Origin of the sequence: Streptomyces toxytricini (assembly GCF_014649915.1) — a bacterium.
Lineage (GTDB): Bacteria > Actinomycetota > Actinomycetes > Streptomycetales > Streptomycetaceae > Streptomyces > Streptomyces toxytricini.
In genome coordinates, this window is sequence record NZ_BMTY01000005.1 from 171,615 (window position 1) to 188,841 (window position 17,227).

The window sequence follows — 17,227 nt, forward strand, 5'->3', positions numbered from 1 at the left end:
TAGGGTGCGGCGCGTGTCCGAGCCACTGCCCGACCTCGCCGGCTACGGCGCCGAGCCGCCGCACGCCGCCTGGCCCGGCGGCGCCCGGGTCGCCGTCAGCCTCGTCCTGAACTACGAGGAGGGCGGCGAGAGCAGCGTCCTGGAGGGCGACGCCGCCTCGGAGGCCTACCTGCACGAGGTGGTGGGCGCGCCGCCCGTGGTCGGCGGGCGCGACCTGAACGCCGAGTCGATGTTCGCGTACGGGGCGCGCGCCGGGTTCTGGCGCGTGCACCGCACCCTGTCGGCACACCGGGTGCCGGTGACCGTGCACGCGGTCGGGCAGGCGCTGGAGCGCAACCCAGACGCCGGGCGGGCGATGGGCGCCGCCGGCTGGGAGGTGGCGGGCCACGGCCGGCGGTGGATCGACTACCGGGACGTGCCGGAGGACACCGAGCGTGCCGACATCGCGGACACCGTCCGCACGGTCGAGCGGCTCACCGGCCGCCGGCCCGTCGGCTGGTACACGGGCCGGACCAGCGCGGCCACGCGGCGCCTCGTCGCCGAGGAGGGCGGCTTCCTCTACGACTCCGACGACTACGCGGACGACCTGCCGTACTACGTCGAGGCGGCGGGCCGGCCGCACCTGGTCCTGCCGTACAGCCTGGACGCGAACGACTTCAAGTTCCTGATCGTGCACGGCTTCACCACCGCCGACGACATGCTCGCCTACCTCGTGGATACGTACGACGCGCTGCACGCCGAGGGGGCCGACCGGCCGCGCATGATGAGCGTCGGCATGCACGGCCGGATCATCGGCCGGCCCGGGCGGATCCGGGCGCTCGACGGGTTCCTGCGGCACGTCGCGCAGCTCGGCGGGGCGTGGATCGCCACGCGCGAGCAGATCGCCCGCCACTGGCTCGCCGCACACCCGCCGGCGCAGTGACACCGGAGGGCGGCGCCCCGGTGGGACGCCGCCCCGCTGCCCGGGCGGGTCCGCCGCCGGGTCAGCGGCAGTTCACCCAGGTGTTCGACTTGATGTAGTGGGTGGCGTTGTCGGACTTCTTGAAGCCGCGCGGGACGATGCCGCTGGATCCGCCCTGGTTCTTCTCCGAGTACCACTTGAAGTCGCAGGACGCGCCGCGGTTGTACCAGGACTTGAAGCTCTGGAAGACCGGGTACTGGGTGAGGTCGTCGTTCGTGCGCGCGACCTGCTGCCTGCGGCCGGTGTAGTTGGAGCCCGACCACACGCAGAAGTACCCCGACGGGCAGTCCGATGCCGCCTGCGGCTCGGCGCTGGCGGCTCCCGCCCCGCCGACGAGCAGACCACCGGTGAGCGCGAGGCCTCCGGCGACGGCGGCGAACTTCTTGGTGAAGCGCATGCTGTTTCCCCCTCCGAGGTGCGGGTGGGCCGACCGCTCCGGCCGGCTCGCCATCGAGACTGCGGGGCGGGACCCGGGGCGCGCCACAGCCCGCGGGGAAATGAGGCGGTCACGGGACGGCCCGCGCGCTGACCTGCTGGGATGCGGGCCGGACCTGACGGCGCGGCGGGAGGCGGCGGGCGGCCACGGCGGCGTGGAAGAGGTTCCAGCCGTCCGCTTCCGTCACCTTCGGGGCGGCGGGGTCCCAGCCCGCGACGAGGGCCGCGTCGAGGAGGCGAGGACCGTGCCCGGCTCGTTGAGGTTCAGCCACTCCTCCCGGGACGTGAACACGAAGCCGGACAGCGCCAGTCCGTCGGATTTCCAGCGGCCCGGGCTGTCCCGGAAGACGATCCTGAGCACGGCGCGCCGGGCGCGGCCGTGGGTCAGCGTCAGGGACTCGCGGCATTCGGAGCCGCCGTCCTCGCGGCGGGTGTGGGCGTGGCGTACCGACCAGATGTACGTCCGGTCGTCCGCCGCCAGTCGGCGGCCTTTGCCGGCCCTGCGCGCCATCGTGTCCCCCGTTGCCTGCTGCGGTTGTTCTGCCGGGAACGGTATCCGGTCCGGATGATCATGCTGCGGTGTGCGATCCGCGTGGCGTTGGGTGCGGGATTCACGAGCGTTCCGGCTAGGCTGGGGGCGGAGGTGACCGCTGTGTCCACTGAGAACGAGCTGTTCAGCGCGGTCGACGCGCTGCTGGAGCAGGTCGCGCAGGATCCCCTGCCGCATCCCGCGGAGCGCCGGCGCCTGCGCGAGGCCGCGGGGCTGAGCCAGGACCAGATCGCGGCCGCCCTGAAGACCCGGCGCGAGACGGTCAGCGGGTGGGAGGCCGGGCGTACGGATCCCCGCCCTCCGAAGCGCGCGGCGTACGCCCGGCTCCTGGAGGGCCTCGCCGAGCGCTTCCCTCCGCCCGAGGAGGAGGCGGCCGCCGCCGATGCCGGAGCAGGGGAAGAGGCCGGGCCTGCCGGCCGGGCTGGGGGCGAACCGACCGCCCCGACGGCCGACGGAGCCGGGGCCGCGGGGCCTGAGGGTGCCTCAGTCCCGGCTGCCGGCCCTGCCGCCGCCTCCGTCCCCTCGCCTGCGGCTGCCCCCTCCCCCGCCGCTTCCGCCCCCGCCCCCGCTCCTGCCGCCGCTGACGTCCGGTCCGGGTCCCGGCCCGCCGTCCGCGCTGCGGGCGGGCCCGGGCGCCAGTCCGCCACCGTGGCCGGGGAGGCGCGGTTCTCCAACGGCCCGCTCGTCGTCCTCGACGCCGACGCCGACCGGCAGGTCGTCGCGTACGGCGTCGGCGGCATCGTCCTGGACGTGCCCGCCGCCTCCCTGCCGGCCCTCGTCGAGTGGGCGCTCGGCGAGGCGATGCTCGGCGCGCCGCGCCTCCACCGCAGCGGCCGTGACTCCGACCCGGTGCTGGTGCTGACCGACGCCGCCGCCGAGCGCTACGGGCTGCCCGCGCGCCTCTCGCCGCAGGAGCGGCTCTCCGGGCGGCTGCCGGACGACCACAAGGCGGTCAAGCAGCTCGCCAAGGCGGACTGGCAGCTCACCCGGCGCGGCCTCGGCCCCTGGGCCCGGATCTACCGGCCCGCGCAGGGCGGCCGGCGCTCCTGCGTGCAGCTGTGCGTCCTCGGCTGGGACGCCCTCGACGCCCGCTCCTGGGGCGGGGCCGCCGACCTGCCGCCGGCCGAACTGGCCCGGCTGCTGGGCACGTACGCGACCCGGGTCATCACTCCGCGGGGCTCGACCGCGGTCAACGGCCTGGAGCTGATGACCGCCCTGCACCCGCCGACCCGGGCCGGCGAGCCGGACGCGTCCGGGCGCCGCCACAGCGAGCACAACCCCGGTTCGCTGGGCACGCAGCCCGTCGACTGCGCGCCGCCCGAGGCGCCCGACGGGCACCCCCTGCTCGCGCACCTCCCCCGCTTCCACCAGCGCGGCCCCGCCGAGATGCTGGTCGAGGAGGCGTACGACTGGGCGCGGCCCCTCACCGACGAGGAGTGCCTGAAGCCGTACGTCGTGGGCATCGACGTGAACATGGCGTTTGCCGCGGGTGCTAACGGCGCCGTCGTCGGGCTCGGCGCGCCGACCAGGGTCTCCCGCCCGGCCTTCGACGCGAAGGTGCCCGGCTGCTGGCTCGTCGACCTCTCGCACGTCGAGCTCGACCCGCGCCTGCCGTCGCCGTTCACCCCGACCGGGGTCCGGCCGGAGGGGCCCGCCTGGTACGCGACGCCGACGGTGGCGTACGCGGTGGAGCTCGGCTGGTCCGTACAGCCGCTGGAGGGCTACCTGCGTGCCGAGACCGGCCGCTACCTGGACGCCTGGTACGGGCGGCTGCGGGACGCGTACGTCGCCACGATGGCCGACCTCGGCGTCACCACCGGCATGGAGCCGCAGGCGTTCCTCGACGCGATGGCCCGGCACCGCGAGGTCGACCCGGAGCTGGCGCTGGTCCTGACCGCGATCAAGGCGACCGTCAAGGGCGGCATCGGCAAGCTCCGCGAACGCCCCAGGGGCGGCGGCTGGCGGCCCGGGCAGCCCTGGCCCGCCCTGCAGCGGCCGACGTGGCGCCCCGACATCCGGGCGGCCGTCATCTCCCGCGCCCGCGTCAACATGCACCGCAAGATGCGCAACCTCGCCGCCGCGACGGGCCGCTTCCCGGTCGCCGTCCTGTCGGACTGCGCTGTGTACGCTTCCGACGGGCCGAGCCCGCTCGACTTCCTCCCCTACGAGGACGGCAAGCCCCTCAAGGGCGGCTTCCAGCTCGGGGTCTCCCCCGGCATGGTCAAGCACGAGGGCACCCAGACGGTGCTGTGGGCCGAGGGCGTGCGCGAGGAGCACGGGGACGACCTGAACCTGGCCCGGTACATCAAGGACGGCCGGATCACCGCCCACGACGACGGAGAGTAGGTGGCGCCCGATGGACACGGTCGGGGAAGGCCTGGAAGGGGCCCTGCAGGCGGCGTTCACCCGTCCCGTCCCGAAGAGCGCGGGCGCGCAGATGCGCTACCTGGTGAGGCAGTACAAGGGCCGTACGGGAGAGGTCGCGCGGCTCCTCGGCGTCAGCCGGCGCACCGTCGAACGGTACGTGCGCGACCAGTTGAAGCGGCCCCGGCCCGAACTCGCCGCCCGCCTGGAGCGTGAGGTGCGCAGGCGGTGGCAGCCGCAGGTCCGGGCGCGGGCCCGGAAGGCCGCCGCCACCACCGGCGGAATCATGATCGACACGCGGGCGCGGTTCGGCTACACCGCCGCGCCCGGCACCACCGACGACGCCCGGCTGCGCCACCTCACGGTGGCCCTGCCGCCGGAGTTCGCGGGCCGCCTCTTCGACGCCCAGGAGGCCGGTGCCACCGAGCAGCAGCTCCGGCAGATCGCCGCGGAGGGGCTGCAGGAGATCTACTTCAAGGACCAGGGGCGGCGCGCGCAGGGCCTGCTGGTGGAGTACACCGACCTGGAACACGTCGAGTTCGAGCTGTAGAGCCCGCTGCGAGGTCGCTGGCGGCCCGGAGCTTGTGAGGGCGCTCCAGGCGGCTCCTGCCTGCCCTGGCGGCTTGCCGGACGCTTCGGGGGCGCGGCACTGCCCGGTGAGGCTCCTCGGGGCCTCTGGAGGCCTCTGAAGGACCGTGACGGGCCCTGGGAGGCTCCGCGCGCGCCCTCGGCGTACCTGCGGTCCCCACGAGCGCCCTGAGGGCCTTCCGAGCGGCACTGGCCTCAAGGGCCGGTCGGGGCCGCGGCTCGGCCGGGGGACGGAATCACGGGTGCCCTCGCGGCGGTGTCGCCCGGGACGGGGCCGGGCGGAGGCCATGCTCGGAGCCCCGGCCCTCCGGTGGGCCGTGCAGCGCTCCCCCGGCCGCGGTCGGTCCCTCGCCTCCCCTTGCGTCCCTGTCGGTCGGCGGCAGGGACTGAAGCCTCCGGCGGTTCTCCGGAGGGCCCCCTCCCCCTGTACTCCCTCCCCTCACCGGGGGGACTGAACGCCGGTGAGCACCCTTCGGTCCCTGTCCCTTCAGTCACTGCGCAAACCTGCAGGTCAGCGGCCTCCCTCTCGTTTCCCAGGGACCGAAGGGACTGAAATCGCTAGTTATGAGCTACCCAGAGACATGCAGTCATACTTACGCCCGCGCATACACGCACGCACATAAAGAGTGGAAGTAGTGATTCCGAGTCCCTTCAGTCCCTGTTCCGTCCCTTCCAGCGCTCTGACCTGCACTTTTACAAAGGGACCACACGAAGAGGGACTGAACGAGGGTCCAGCCCCTTCAGTACCTGGACCCCACTGACGGCCACCCCGGAGACGGATCGGGCGCCTACGGCGGGGAGGGACCGAACGCCCGGGGCCGGGTTCGGTCCAGCAGTCGGTCCGGCGGACGGTCGGCGTTCGGTCCCTGCCGACGGAGACCCCCTCCGAGGGAGGAACTGTCGAGCACGGCTCGGGGAGGAGTCGAGGAGCGATCCATGCGGCGGTCGCGACACGCCCGGACGCACACCTGGCCGGAGAAGGCGCCATTCGGGACGAACCAGGTGAGAAAGTCAGGGTCTGAGGGACTGAAGGGACTGAATTCCGGATAGTGCGGCCGTTACACCCCAGGTCGGCGCGGACTCTGGGGTAACCTCCGGCATAGTGAATCTTGAGTCCCTCTGGTCCCTGAGGCGCAGGCCAGCGCACACCTCGGGGAGCAGCTCAGGGATGGGAACGACCGTCGCCGACACCGCGTCAAGGAAGAGCCAGTGCCCGTCTATTCCGAGAGCCTGCCACACGCAGTGAGTGGCGGGTCGGCACTGGACGTGGCCACCTGGCTGGCACGACGCGGCTACCCCGTCCACCCGCTCGCCCCGGGGGCGAAGACGCCCGCCGCCAACTGCCCCGACTGCCGCGGCGCCCACCACTCCCCCGCCGCCTGTCCCTGCCACTCCGAGGGCCGCTGGTGCCACGGCTTCCACGCCGCCACCACCGACCTCCGCACCCTGCGGCGCTGGTGGCGCGCCGAACCCGGGTTCGGCATCGGGGTCTCCTGCGGCCCGGCCCGGCTCGTCGTCATCGACGTGGACGCCCACCCCGCCCCCCTGCCCGACCGCCGGAAGCTGCTGCCCGGCATTCCCGTCGACGACCGGGTCGACCTCACCGGCCTGCGGAACGGCTACGACACCCTGGCGCTGCTGGCCGCGTACCGCTCCCGGCCCCACCCCTGTGAGGACACTTCGACCCTGCGCGTGCGCACGCCCTCCGGCGGCATGCACATCTGGTACCGGGTCCCCCAGGACGGTCCGGCCTTCCGCAGCTCCAGCGGCTCGGGCTCACGGGCGGCCCTCGCCTGGCAGGTCGACGTACGTGCGGTGGGCGGGTACATCGTCGCGCCGACCACCCGCACGGCGGCCGGGGTGTACGAGGCGCTGCCCGGCGCCCGGGTGCCCGCGGCGCTGCCCCTGTGGCTGACCGCCGAACTCGTCCGCACCGGGCACGCCCCGGACGAGGCCCCGCCCGCCCCTGAAGGCCCCTCAGAGGCCCCTCGAGGCCCCCTGGCAGGCCGGCGGAGCCCCGCGCGGCCCGCGGCCCGCGGCAAGGCCGGGCGGCGCCTCCTCGGCCCGCTCCTCGACGACGTACGCGCCTGCGGAGCAGCCCCCGCCGGGACGGCCTTCAGCGAGAAGCTCAACCGGGCCGCGTTCACCGCCGGAGGGCTCGCCGCCGCGGGCCACCTCGACCACGGAGAGGGCCGCCTCCTGCTCCTCGAAGCCGCCGACCACGCCCGACCACACCAGCAGCGCCGGAACCGCCTCATCGTCGAAGCAGGGCTGCGCGCCGGAAGCGACCGACCCATCCACCCCAAGGAATGCCCATGAGCAGCGCCGAAAGCACCGGGTTCAACGCCCAGGCCGCGGCGGAACAGCTCGCTGCGTTCACTCCGGACCCCGCACCGGCTGCACCGGCCGCCGCAGCCGCGGCCGGCCGCCGCCTGCCCGCCCAGCAGGGCGGCGCCCAGGCGCCCGGCCCCCTCAACGACTTCATCGCGGGCGGCCTGCTGCGCAACCTCACCGACCGCGGCAACGCCAAGCTCTTCGCCCACCTCCACCACCACCGGTTCCGGCACGTGGAGGGACTGGGCTGGTACGTGTGGGACGAGTACCGGTGGAAGCGGACCGGCGGGGAGAAGGCCGCCATCTGGGCAGCCGGCGAAATGGCCGAGGACCTGCCCACCCACGACCCGCGGGGCGTCTTCACCGACCGGGAGCTGGCCCAGCACCGCAAGCGCGCCATGTCCACCTCCGGCGTGAAGGCCATGCTCACCCAGGCGAAGGCCTCCCCCGAACTCGCCCTCGACCCCGACACACTGGACGGCGACAAGTACGCGCTGTGCACCCCCGCCGGGGTCGTGGACCTGCGCACCGGCGACCTGCGCAAGCCCGACCCCACCCGCGACCTGCACTCCCGCGCCACCTACCTGGCCCCCGAGGCCATGCCGACGCCCCGGTTCCACGACTTCCTCCACCAGACGTTCGGGGACGACGACAAGGGCAAGGAGATGATCAACTTCTTGCACCTCCTGCTCGGCTACTCCGTCACCGGCGACGTCGGCGGCCAGGTCCTGCCCTTCCTCTACGGCGTCGGCGCGAACGGCAAGTCCGCGCTCCTCGACGTCGTCATCAAGATCCTCGGCGACTACGCGGACGTCGCCCCGCCCGGCTTCCTGATGGAGCGCGGCAAGTTCAACGAGCACTCCACCGAGTTGACGGAGTTGCACGGGCGCCGCCTGTTCGTCTGCAGCGAGCTCAAGCCGCACGACAAGTTCGACGAAGCCCGCGTCAAGCTCCTCACCGGCGGCGACCGGCTCAAGGCCCGCCGGATGCGGCAGGACTTCTTCAGCTTCGAGCCCACGCACAAGCTGTGGCTCCTCGGCAACCACCGCCCCGAGGTCGGCACCGGCGGGCACGCCTTCTGGCGGCGCATCCGGCTCATCCCCTTCGAGCGGGTCGTCCCCGACCACCGGAAGATCGACAACCTGGCGGACATCCTGGTGACCGAGGAGGGCCCCGGCATCCTGAACTGGATGATCCAGGGCGCGAAGGCCTACCTCGCGACGAAGCCCGCCCTGACCGGCCCCAGCGTCGTCCGCACCGCCACCCAGGCCTACGCGACGACCGAGGACCACATCGGGCGGTTCCTCGCGGAATGCTGCACCACCGGGGCGGACCTGGCAGAACCCCGTGATCTGAAAGTGGAGCAGGGAGCCCTCTACCGGGCGTACAGTGCATGGTGCCTCGACGGCGAGGGACTGCGCCCCGCCACGACCCGCGCGTTCGCCACACGCATCCGGGCCGAGGTCGGCGTCGCGTCACCGAGCGAGATGCTCCGCTCGAACGGCCAGAAGTTCTACCCCGGTCTGGCCCTCCTCACCGACGAGGAACAGCCACCGCGTGAGGCGAACAGGGCAGGTTCCAGGTGACCGGCCGGACGTGTGCAGCCTCCCCGGGGCGGGCACGCCTACGATGGACAAGGAAGATGAACAGACCCACCGGGCGGCGGCGGCCCGCAGCGCACTGCCGCATATCGGTTTCGGCGCCGCCCCCGGCGTGGACGAACAAGGGGCCCGGAAGGGCCGACGTGAACGAGGAAGGACCCAGGCCATGAGCTCGCTACTGACGGCAAGCGATCTCGCCCACGAGGACAAAGTGGTGTGGCTGGAGGACCCCGAACAGCTCGATTACGTGCGCCAGGCCCTGGACAAGACCCCCCGCCGGCGCGGAAAGCCGCGCTACCACCGCGACGGCCGCATGATCGGCTTCACCGAGCTCGGCGACACCGCGGAGGCGGACCCGGACAGCGGCCTGCAGAAGCGGCGCGTCTTCTACCTGCTGCCCCACGACCGTGACGCCGAGCCCGACGGCCTGTACCGGGAAGGCGCGCCGGGTGAGGCCGTCGACCCGCGGACGATCGAGCCGCGGCAGGTCGGCAGGAAGACCGCGCGGTCGCAGCGCGGGCTGTCCGCGCCGACCGTCGCCTGAACCGGTCGCCCGAGGGTCTCGTTCCGGTCCCTTTCAGGTGCGTTTCAGGTCGTTGTCCTTGACGCGGCGGGCGCTGTGGCAGCTGAATTAGTGGCCGAAAGACGACTGAAGCTCATGGCGAATTTCAGTCCCTTCAGTCCCTTCGGTCCCTTCCCCGATCCCTCCCCCGTCGTCGGCGGCGGGGGCGCCGAGGCGTTAACGCCGTTAACGGCGTTAACGCCGGCGGCCGCCGCGCCGCCTCAGATACGGGTGATGAGCAGCTCCGTGACGGCCTTCAGGTCGTCCGGCGTGAGGTGCGCCGTCAGGGCGTCCGCGATCGTCTCCGGCGAGTCCGTCGCGATCATGATGCGCGGGTGGCCAGCGGGCGACGGTCCCTGGCCGAACGCGTGACCCGTGCCGGCCGCCGTGCCTGTTGCCGTGCCGGCCGGGGTGCCCGTCGGTGCGACCGGAGTCGGACGGGCCGCGGGTGCGGCCGTCGCCGGGGCGGCCGGAGTCGGTGCCGGAGCCGGGGTCGGCGCGGGCGGCGGGGTGTGGGTGCGCTGGCGCGGGGTGACCGTCGCCGCTTCCGCGGCCGCCGCCTCCTGCTGTTCCTGCGGCAGTCGGCCGATCCGGCGGGCCGGCTCCACCTTCAGCTCCCCCGTGTCCACCTTCTCCTGGAGCTCCGGCGTCAGGTTCAGCAGCGCCAGCCGCTGCGACACCCACGCCGGCGTCTTCCCGAGCCGCTTGGCCACCTGGGCCTGGGAACCGTGGACTTCCACGAGCTCCTGCAGGGCACGCGCCTGGTCCATGGGTGCCACGTCGACCCGGTGGACGTTCGCGATGAGCGCCGACTCGAGGATGTCCGCGGCCGAGGCGGCGAGGGAGTCGTTCACGTGGATGTGCATCGACTTCAGGCCCGCCAGCTGGGCTGCCGCCAGGCGCCGGTTGCCGTCGATCACCACGTACGGGGCCCGGCCCAAGCCGTCGGTCTGCCCCGGGTGCGCCTCCATGAACGCCATGCGCGTGGCGACCGCGAGGGGCTGGAGCTGGCCGCGCGAGAGCAGGGACTGGGCCAGCTCGTCCAGCTCGGTCAGGTCCTCGCGGAGGTTGAACGGGTTGTGGGCGAGGGCCTCGATCGGCACCTCCGACGGCGGCTGGACCCCGGAGGTCGGGGCCCCCGTAGCCTCCGCGATGGCGGCGCGGCGGGAGCTGACGCCCACCGGCTGGGCCCGGGCGAAGGACGCCGAAACCCCGAGCTTGTCGGCCTTGCTCATGAGATCTCCCTGGCGAGGGCGCGCATCGCGACCGCCTGGTCGCCCTTCGGCGCGTAGACGAAGAGGGGCTGCTTCACGCGGACGGCCTCGCGCTGTTCCTTCAGGTCGGGAACGACCGCGACGACACGGGGATCCTTTATGTCCATCCACGCCTGCAGCGAGGACGTCGCGATGAAGCCGCGGCGGCCGTCGTACAGGTTGACGACCAGCCCGAGGTAGTCGATGTCGAGGCTGAGGTCGTCCCGCAGGTCGTTGATCTGGGAGGTGAGGAGGTCGTAGGCGTCGGCCGACGAGTCCTCCGCCTGGACGACGATCAGCGCGCCCGAGGCGCCCGGCTGCTCGTTCTCGCGGCGGCGCCCGTAGTAGATCGCGGCGTCCATGCTGAGCCCGAGGCTCGGCGGGCAGTCGATGATGACGACGTCGTAGTCCGACTCCAGCGGAGTGAGGGCCCGTTCGAGTGAGGCCTCACGGGCGCGGACCGTGGAGAGGCGGACGTCGAGGAGGAAGGCGTCCGTGCAGGCGGGCAGCAGGTGCAGGCGGTCGCCGAACCGTTCGTCCGGGATCGGGACGACGAGGTCGGCTAGGGGGCCCTTGGCCTCCCCCGCCATGTGGCAGGTGAGGCTGTCGCCGCCGATGGGCAGCGGCTGCTGGCCCAGCTGCTTGGTGAGATGGCCCTGCGGGTCGAAGTCGACGAGCAGGACGCGCATCCCGAGACCCGGCAGGTCCTCCAGGTCCAGCGAGCTGCCGGAGCCCGCGGCCGGCGGAACCGCGAACTGGCGGGCGACGCGCACCGGGTGGAGGGAGTCGGGGTCCTCGGCGAGGGCCTCGCCGGTGCCGGCGGTGATGGCGGTCTTGCCGACGCCGCCCTTCTGGTTGCACACGACGATGCGGCGGACGACCGAGGGGCGCTGGACCGTGGGCGCCGGGTTCATCTCCAGCCAGAGGCTGACCGCTTGGGCCAGGCCCTGGATGAGGGAGACGCCGCGGTCCCTGGCATCGGCGCGGAACGACTCCCACTGGCCGGCGGGCAGCCAGGTGGAGAACGACTCGGCGCCGGAGGTGTCCACGGAGGACGGCGCGGACGCGAGCGCGCTCCACTGGGCGATGCCCTGGTGGACGGCGTCCTGGATGTCGACCCGGAGTTGGGCGGTGCGGATCTTCAACTCCTGGCGGAGCCACGGCGGCAGCTTGGAGACGACCTTCTCTCGGTCGCTCGGGGTGGGAGAAGTCATGAGAGGGACTTTACTAACGTTCTGCGGTGTGTGTGGGCGGCGCGCTTGGGTTTTGCTAACGAATTGGATCCAGGTGTGGATACGCGGGTCTGCGGGAGCGCGTGACGGAGGGTCCGAAGAACCGACAGGGCGGCCTCGCACACGCCGTAGCGAGCACCCCCGTGGTTCACCACGGCGCATGCGAGGCCGCCCTGGGCGGCGCGATCGGGCCGGGCCGGCTCGGCCGGACCGGCGGGCTCAGCCGGCCGCGACCACCGACGACTCTGCGACCGGCAGCCCGAGTTCGGCACGGAGGGCAGGCGATCCGGCGGCCGCGAAGAGGGGTATGCGGTCCGCGGGGAGGATCCCGGGAAGCAGGAACGTCCACAGGTCGCTGACCCGGTCGTGGAGGTCGTTGCGCCCGGTGCGGACGTGCGAGGTGACCTGGATGCCGGTGAACGAGCCGACGAGGCACGTCGCGAGCTCGTTCACGTCCAGCGACGGCAGGAGGTCCCCCCGCTCCCGGGCCGGCGCCAGGCACATGCGCACCGTCTCGATCCACGCGTCGTAAGGCGCCGGGTCGGGGTTCGTGAAGGAGCCGAACTCGATGACGAGCCGGATGCCGGCGCGGATGCGGACGTTCGTGCGCAGTCCGTGCGCCATCTGGTGCGACAGGTCGATGACCGTCTGGAGGCCCGGGTCCTCGATGGCCGGGACGTCCGGGGAGACCTGGAACTGCTCGTCCATCAGCGTGCGGGCGAGGGCTTCCTTGGAGCGGAAGTGGAAGTACAGGGCGCCCTTGGTCACTCCGGCGTGCCGGACGACATCGCTGAGGCTGGTCCCGCCGAAACCGCTGCTGTCGAAGGCCTTCGCGGCGCCGTCGAGGATCGCCTGCCGGGTGATCTCGGCACGTTCCTGCCGGGCCCTCGCCACGTACGCCACTCCTGCCGCTCTCAGCCGAGCGGCTGCGCCGCTGCGGCGGTTCTCGTACGGGCCATGGGACGGGCCTGCACCGGAGCCAATGTAGTGGGAGGACGCCAAAAAATACCAGTCGACAGGTACTTTTTGAGCGGGTGGAGGGGTGCGACGGCGTTAACGGCGTTAACGCTCTCCCCGTTGGGCGACCGGGCCGACTGCGGGCGGGCCGAGCGTTAACGGCGTTAACGCCTCTCCCCCGCCGGTGGCCGGGTTGCCTTCCCAGGGTCGGGCTGAGCATTAACGCCGTTAACGCCCCTCCCCCATCAGGTGGCTGGTTCAGCCCGGGACCGGTCGAGCGTTAACGCCGTTAATGCCCTGCCGCCGTTCGCCGGGGGCGAGGGCGTTAACGGCGTTAACGGTCCAGCCTCGAAACAGCCCTGCGGCGTTCGCGGTGCCGGGCTACGGAGCGGGCGGTGCGTCCAGGGCGTTCAGGGCCGTCTGCCAGGGGAAGTGCGGCGGGGCGTCCTGGCCCGCCGGGCCGGGGACGAAGCCGTTCTCGCCGAAGAGCACCGTCACGCCGGCTGTGCGCAGGGTCGCCAGCGACGGCTCGAACTGCGGGTGCGCGGCCAAGGCGGCGTTCGTACACGGCATGGTGACGACCGGGGTGCCCTTGCCGATCGCCTCGGCGGCGATGCCGATCGCGAAGCGGTCGGTCAGGCCCAGCGCCCACGCGTTCACGGAGTTGAACGTCGCCGGGGCGAAGAGCACCGCGTCGGCCGCGGGCCAGACGTCGGGCTCGCCGGGAAGCTTGTACTGCCAGCGCACCGGATGCCCGGTGAGGGCGGCCAGCCCGTCGGTGCTGCCGGAGAGCCAGTGCGCGGCCGTCGGGGTGAGTCCCAGGCAGACGTCCCACCCGCGGGACTGGGCGTCCTCGATCACGTGGGCCACGTCGAACACGGGCGGTGCGGCGGAGCAGAGCAGATAGAGCGTTTTCGTGCTGGTCATAGCGACATGTGATCACATTCCTTGACCTCGACCACAGTTGAGGGCCGAGGATCGGAGCCATGAGCGGAGAAGACACGGCCCTGAAGGCCATCGAGCAGGTTGTCGCCGACGTGCAGCGCACCCAGCGAGCCAAGGACGCGGAGGGCTTCCTCGCCCTCTTCCACCCCGACGCCCTGTGGACCACTGCACACGGCAAGGTCCTCATCGGCTTCGATGCGATAGCCGACTTCACCCGGTCCGTCCTGCCCGAAGCGAGCTGGGACGGCGAGGTGACCTACGAGGTGGTCCACACGCAGTTCCTACGGCCCGACGTCGCCGCCGTGAAGGTGCGCCAGCTGTACACCGACGCGGAAGGGCGCCCGGAGAGCGAAGGCGCGCCGCTGTACGTGATGACGCGCGGCGACGACGGCCGCTGGCTGCTGACGGCCTGCCAGAACACACAAGTCCGCATCGGCTAGACGCACGCGTATGCAGACGAGCCTCTCGGCCATGTTCCGTCTCGGGGCGACGGGCTTGACTGGGGGCATGACGCAGACAGAGACGCAGACACAATCAGCGACCGGTACGACCCTCGTCATCGGGGGGCGCGGCAAGACCGGGCGGCGCGTGGCCGCCCGGCTCCGCGACAAGGGCCGTCCGGTACGGGTCGGGTCGCGGAGCGGGCAGCCCGCCTTCGACTGGCACGAGCCGGCCGGCTGGGCGGCCGTTCTCGACGGGGTCGACCGGGTGTACGTGACGTACCACCCCGACCTGTCGTTCCCCGGCGCTGCCGAGCAGGTCGGCGCCTTCGCGGAGGCGGCCGTCGCCGCTGGGGCGCGCCGGCTGGTGCTGCTCTCCGGGCGAGGGGAGCAGGCCGCGCAGCGGGCCGAGGAGGCGGTGAAGGAGTCGGGCGCCGACTGGACGGTCGTCCGGGCCAGCTGGTTCAACCAGAACTTCGACGAGGACTTCTTCCTGGAATCCGTCCGCGCCGGTGAATTCGCGCTGCCGACCGCCGATGCCGTCGAGGCGTTCGTCGATGCCGACGACATCGCCGACGTCGTGGTCACGGCACTGGAGGACGACCGGCACATCGGCCGCACCTACGAGCTGTCCGGGCCGCGGCTGCTGTCCTTCGGCGATGTGGCGGCCGAGCTGTCGAAGGCGACCGGGCGGCAGATCACGTACGTGCCCGTCTCCGACGCGGACTTCCGGGCGGTCCTCCGGGAGCAGGGGCAGCCGGAGGACTTCGCCGACCTGTTCGGGCTGCTGCTGGACGGGCGCAACGCCCACCTCGTGCACGGCGTCGAGGAAGTGCTCGGCAGGCCGCCGCGGGACTTCTCCGCGTACGTGCGCGAGGCCGCGGCGACCGGAGTCTGGGACGTGTGAGCGGGGCAGCATGGACATGTTGAGCGGGCTGCTCGAAGGACCGAAGGCGCGGGGCGCCGTCCTGCTGAAGTCCGTCTTCGATCCGCCCTGGGCGGTCCGCATCGAGGACCGGGCACCGCTGACCGTCATGACGATGGTGCGCGGGGAGGGCTGGCTGCTCCCGGACGGGGGCGCGCCCGTCCGGATCGCACCCGGGGACGTCGCCGTCGTACGCGGCCCGGAGCCGTACACGCTGGCGGACGAGCCGGGGACGCCGGTGCAGATCACCGTGGACGTCGAGCAGAACTGCAGCCTTCAGGACGGCACCGACGTCAACGGGACGATGGACCTGGGCGTCCGGACCTGGGGCACCACGGTGCCGGAATCCGGGTCGGCCGTCATGCTCAGCGGCACCTACACCGAGCCGAGCGAGGTCGGGCGGAGACTGCTGGGAGCCCTGCCGACCGTCCTCGTACGACCGGCGGCCGAGGTCGACGCCACGCTGATCGGGCTCCTCGCCTCCGAGGTCTCCCGCGACGAGCCGGGCCAGGAACTCGTCCTCGACCGGCTGCTCGACCTGCTGCTGATCGGGGTGCTGCGCGCCTGGCTCGCCGATCCGGGGTCGGGCGCGCCGGGCTGGTACCGCGCCCAGTCCGATCCGGTGGTCGGGCGGGCGGTACGGCTGCTGCACGAGAACCCGGCCCACGGCTGGACGGTCGCGGAGCTCGCGCGGAAGGCCGGGGTGTCCCGGGCTGCGCTGGCGAGACGGTTCGCGGAGGTCGTGGGGGAGCCGCCGATCGCGTACCTGACGGGGCTGCGGCTGGCTCTGGCCGCAGACCTCCTCCGCGAACCGGACGCCACCGTGGCGACCGTCGCCCGACGGGTGGGCTACGGTTCGGCGTTCGCCCTGTCGACGGCATTCAAACGGGTCCGCGGCCTCAGCCCCCGACAGTTCCGCACCCAGCCCCCTGCCGCCGCGGGCCCGCCGACAACGCTCGGCGCGGGGGAGCGTTAACGCCGTTAATGATCGCGGACCTCGCCGAGCCACCGGAGCCGGGCGTTAACGCCGTTAACGGTGGCGGGCGTGTGGGCGTACGGGGGAGCGCCGGCACCGCAGGGCGTTAACGGCGTTAACGGTCCGGCCGCGTGCGGCAGCGGGGAGGTGCGCCGGTGCGCGCTTGCGTTAACGGCGTTAATCCTCGCTCGGCTTCGGGCTTCCGAGGAAGCGGCGCGGCTCTCAGCGTTAACGGCGTTAACGGTCAGGGCGCCAGGCTGTCGTGGCCCGGGAAGGGGCAGGCGTTAACGCCGTTAATGGCTGTGGGGTGTGTGGTGCGGGGGAGGGGCTGTCGCGGCGGGGTGTTAACGGCGTTAATGGTCTGGTGCCGGTCCACGCGGTGGCGACTCGTGTGAAGGCGTGTCGGGTGTTTTAGGTTGGCTGCCGTGGGTGAGTGGGAGCGGAGCTATCGGTACGTCGGACCGGCCGAACTGATGGCAGCGGTCCGGTCTGGTGTGGGCGGGCGCCGGATCGGCTCGGCGGCTGACTTTGATGGGTGGATCGCGGAGCAACCGGCGGAGGAGTTGGCCGAGCCGTTCACCTTCGTGGTCGGGGTGGACGGTGTGCTCCGGCTGGCGCCGAGGCGAAGCGAGCATGTGGCTTGCGCCGGTGGGGACCGGGTTCTGAGCGCCGGGGAGATCGGCTTCGTACGCGAAGCAGGTCGGTGGGCTGTGAGCGAGGTCAGCAACCAGTCCACGGGCTACTGCCCGGACGGCCGCTCCTGGGCAGAGGTCGCCCGCGCTTTGGACGCTGTAGCGCTCCCGCGGCCGTCGGGTTTCACCCATGAGGTCGTGTTCCGACGGTGCACCCGCTGCCGGGAGCACAACATCGTGCGCGAGGACGACTTCGTCTGAGTCTTCTGTGGCAGCGACCTGCCGCCGGTGTGGAATATGGATCCCACCGGGTGACCGGCGACCACCGCTGAGACGCTGGATGGCGTGTCGGGTGTTAACGGCGTTAATGCCAGCTGGCTGCCCGGTGGGGGGAGGGGTGGTACGCAGGCGATGTACGCGACGGGTTACGCGGCGGGCTCTTGGTCGGGCTCGCCTAAGAGAACCTCAGGGA

16 protein-coding genes are annotated in these 17,227 nt (G+C 72.5%); 10 read left to right on the top strand and 6 right to left on the bottom strand.

Annotated elements, in window-relative coordinates; translation table 11 throughout:
- Positions 1-13 precede the first annotated feature (13 nt).
- Complete coding sequence (gene puuE / locus IE170_RS08200; RefSeq protein WP_189808628.1) at positions 14-922, top strand: allantoinase PuuE; 909 nt, start codon at positions 14-16, stop codon at positions 920-922.
- A gap of 61 nt (positions 923-983) precedes the next feature.
- Here puuE and IE170_RS08205 read toward each other — a convergent pair whose 3' ends face one another.
- Together IE170_RS08205 and IE170_RS08210 are read right to left on the bottom strand one after the other, a co-directional pair.
- Positions 984-1,358 carry a peptidase inhibitor family I36 protein gene (locus tag IE170_RS08205; RefSeq protein WP_189808629.1) on the bottom strand — a complete coding sequence of 125 codons (375 nt, stop codon included), beginning with the start codon at positions 1,356-1,358 and terminating at the stop codon, positions 984-986.
- A 222-nt stretch (positions 1,359-1,580) separates the two neighbouring features.
- On the bottom strand, positions 1,581-1,907 hold the full coding sequence (locus IE170_RS08210) for a hypothetical protein (protein WP_189808630.1): 327 nt from the start codon (positions 1,905-1,907) through the stop codon (positions 1,581-1,583).
- 141 nt (positions 1,908-2,048) lie between these two features.
- Between IE170_RS08210 and tap the strand changes: the two genes are divergently transcribed.
- From tap to IE170_RS08235, 5 genes are all read left to right on the top strand, one after another.
- The gene (gene tap, locus IE170_RS08215) at positions 2,049-4,292 is read left to right on the top strand and encodes a telomere-associated protein Tap (protein ID WP_229884641.1); all 2,244 of its coding nucleotides are present in this window, start codon (positions 2,049-2,051) and stop codon (positions 4,290-4,292) included.
- A gap of 10 nt (positions 4,293-4,302) precedes the next feature.
- Entirely contained in the window at positions 4,303-4,860 is a 558-nt protein-coding gene (gene tpg, locus IE170_RS08220; RefSeq protein ID WP_189808631.1) for a telomere-protecting terminal protein Tpg, read from the top strand.
- 1,247 nt (positions 4,861-6,107) lie between these two features.
- On the top strand, positions 6,108-7,217 hold the full coding sequence (locus IE170_RS08225) for a bifunctional DNA primase/polymerase (RefSeq protein ID WP_229884642.1): 1,110 nt from the start codon (positions 6,108-6,110) through the stop codon (positions 7,215-7,217).
- On the top strand, positions 7,214-8,818 hold the full coding sequence (locus IE170_RS08230) for a DNA primase family protein (protein ID WP_189808632.1): 1,605 nt from the start codon (positions 7,214-7,216) through the stop codon (positions 8,816-8,818). The genes IE170_RS08225 and IE170_RS08230 overlap by 4 nt, the downstream gene beginning before the upstream one ends.
- A gap of 181 nt (positions 8,819-8,999) precedes the next feature.
- The gene (locus IE170_RS08235) at positions 9,000-9,377 is read left to right on the top strand and encodes a DUF6009 family protein (protein ID WP_114059230.1); all 378 of its coding nucleotides are present in this window, start codon (positions 9,000-9,002) and stop codon (positions 9,375-9,377) included.
- Positions 9,378-9,616: 239 nt separating this feature from the next.
- Here the strand turns inward: IE170_RS08235 and IE170_RS08240 are convergent, their stop codons facing one another.
- The 4 genes from IE170_RS08240 to IE170_RS08255 form a co-directional block, all read right to left on the bottom strand.
- The gene (locus IE170_RS08240; RefSeq protein ID WP_189808633.1) at positions 9,617-10,630 is read right to left on the bottom strand and encodes a ParB/RepB/Spo0J family partition protein; all 1,014 of its coding nucleotides are present in this window, start codon (positions 10,628-10,630) and stop codon (positions 9,617-9,619) included.
- The gene (locus IE170_RS08245; protein WP_189808634.1) at positions 10,627-11,862 is read right to left on the bottom strand and encodes a ParA family protein; all 1,236 of its coding nucleotides are present in this window, start codon (positions 11,860-11,862) and stop codon (positions 10,627-10,629) included. Before IE170_RS08245 ends, IE170_RS08240 begins: the two co-directional genes overlap by 4 nt.
- A gap of 237 nt (positions 11,863-12,099) precedes the next feature.
- Positions 12,100-12,774: a ScbR family autoregulator-binding transcription factor gene (locus tag IE170_RS08250; RefSeq protein WP_229884643.1), complete on the bottom strand. Its 675-nt coding sequence runs from the start codon at positions 12,772-12,774 to the stop codon at positions 12,100-12,102.
- Between the two features lie 444 nt (positions 12,775-13,218).
- Positions 13,219-13,764: a flavoprotein gene (locus IE170_RS08255; RefSeq protein ID WP_189808635.1), complete on the bottom strand. Its 546-nt coding sequence runs from the start codon at positions 13,762-13,764 to the stop codon at positions 13,219-13,221.
- Positions 13,765-13,823: 59 nt separating this feature from the next.
- Between IE170_RS08255 and IE170_RS08260 the strand changes: the two genes are divergently transcribed.
- The 4 genes from IE170_RS08260 (at position 13,824) to IE170_RS08275 (ending at position 17,016) form a co-directional block, all read left to right on the top strand.
- On the top strand, positions 13,824-14,222 hold the full coding sequence (locus IE170_RS08260; protein WP_189808636.1) for an SgcJ/EcaC family oxidoreductase: 399 nt from the start codon (positions 13,824-13,826) through the stop codon (positions 14,220-14,222).
- A gap of 67 nt (positions 14,223-14,289) precedes the next feature.
- Positions 14,290-15,129, top strand: coding sequence for an NAD(P)H-binding protein (locus IE170_RS08265; protein ID WP_189808637.1), 840 nt, complete (start codon positions 14,290-14,292; stop codon positions 15,127-15,129).
- Between the two features lie 10 nt (positions 15,130-15,139).
- Positions 15,140-16,123 carry an AraC family transcriptional regulator gene (locus IE170_RS08270; protein ID WP_189808638.1) on the top strand — a complete coding sequence of 328 codons (984 nt, stop codon included), beginning with the start codon at positions 15,140-15,142 and terminating at the stop codon, positions 16,121-16,123.
- Positions 16,124-16,596: 473 nt separating this feature from the next.
- Positions 16,597-17,016 carry a hypothetical protein gene (locus IE170_RS08275; protein WP_189808773.1) on the top strand — a complete coding sequence of 140 codons (420 nt, stop codon included), beginning with the start codon at positions 16,597-16,599 and terminating at the stop codon, positions 17,014-17,016.
- Positions 17,017-17,227 lie beyond the last annotated feature (211 nt).

Coding starts and splice junctions, on each gene's coding strand:
- IE170_RS08205 (WP_189808629.1), bottom strand. CDS start 1,358: ATGCGCTTCACCAAGAAGTTCGCCGCCGTCGCCGGAGGCCTCGCGCTC.
- IE170_RS08210 (WP_189808630.1), bottom strand. CDS start 1,907: ATGGCGCGCAGGGCCGGCAAAGGCCGCCGACTGGCGGCGGACGACCGG.
- tpg (WP_189808631.1), top strand. CDS start 4,303: ATGGACACGGTCGGGGAAGGCCTGGAAGGGGCCCTGCAGGCGGCGTTC.
- IE170_RS08230 (WP_189808632.1), top strand. CDS start 7,214: ATGAGCAGCGCCGAAAGCACCGGGTTCAACGCCCAGGCCGCGGCGGAA.
- IE170_RS08235 (WP_114059230.1), top strand. CDS start 9,000: ATGAGCTCGCTACTGACGGCAAGCGATCTCGCCCACGAGGACAAAGTG.
- IE170_RS08240 (WP_189808633.1), bottom strand. CDS start 10,630: ATGAGCAAGGCCGACAAGCTCGGGGTTTCGGCGTCCTTCGCCCGGGCC.
- IE170_RS08245 (WP_189808634.1), bottom strand. CDS start 11,862: ATGACTTCTCCCACCCCGAGCGACCGAGAGAAGGTCGTCTCCAAGCTG.
- IE170_RS08255 (WP_189808635.1), bottom strand. CDS start 13,764: ATGACCAGCACGAAAACGCTCTATCTGCTCTGCTCCGCCGCACCGCCC.
- IE170_RS08260 (WP_189808636.1), top strand. CDS start 13,824: ATGAGCGGAGAAGACACGGCCCTGAAGGCCATCGAGCAGGTTGTCGCC.
- IE170_RS08265 (WP_189808637.1), top strand. CDS start 14,290: ATGACGCAGACAGAGACGCAGACACAATCAGCGACCGGTACGACCCTC.
- IE170_RS08270 (WP_189808638.1), top strand. CDS start 15,140: ATGGACATGTTGAGCGGGCTGCTCGAAGGACCGAAGGCGCGGGGCGCC.
- IE170_RS08275 (WP_189808773.1), top strand. CDS start 16,597: ATGGCAGCGGTCCGGTCTGGTGTGGGCGGGCGCCGGATCGGCTCGGCG.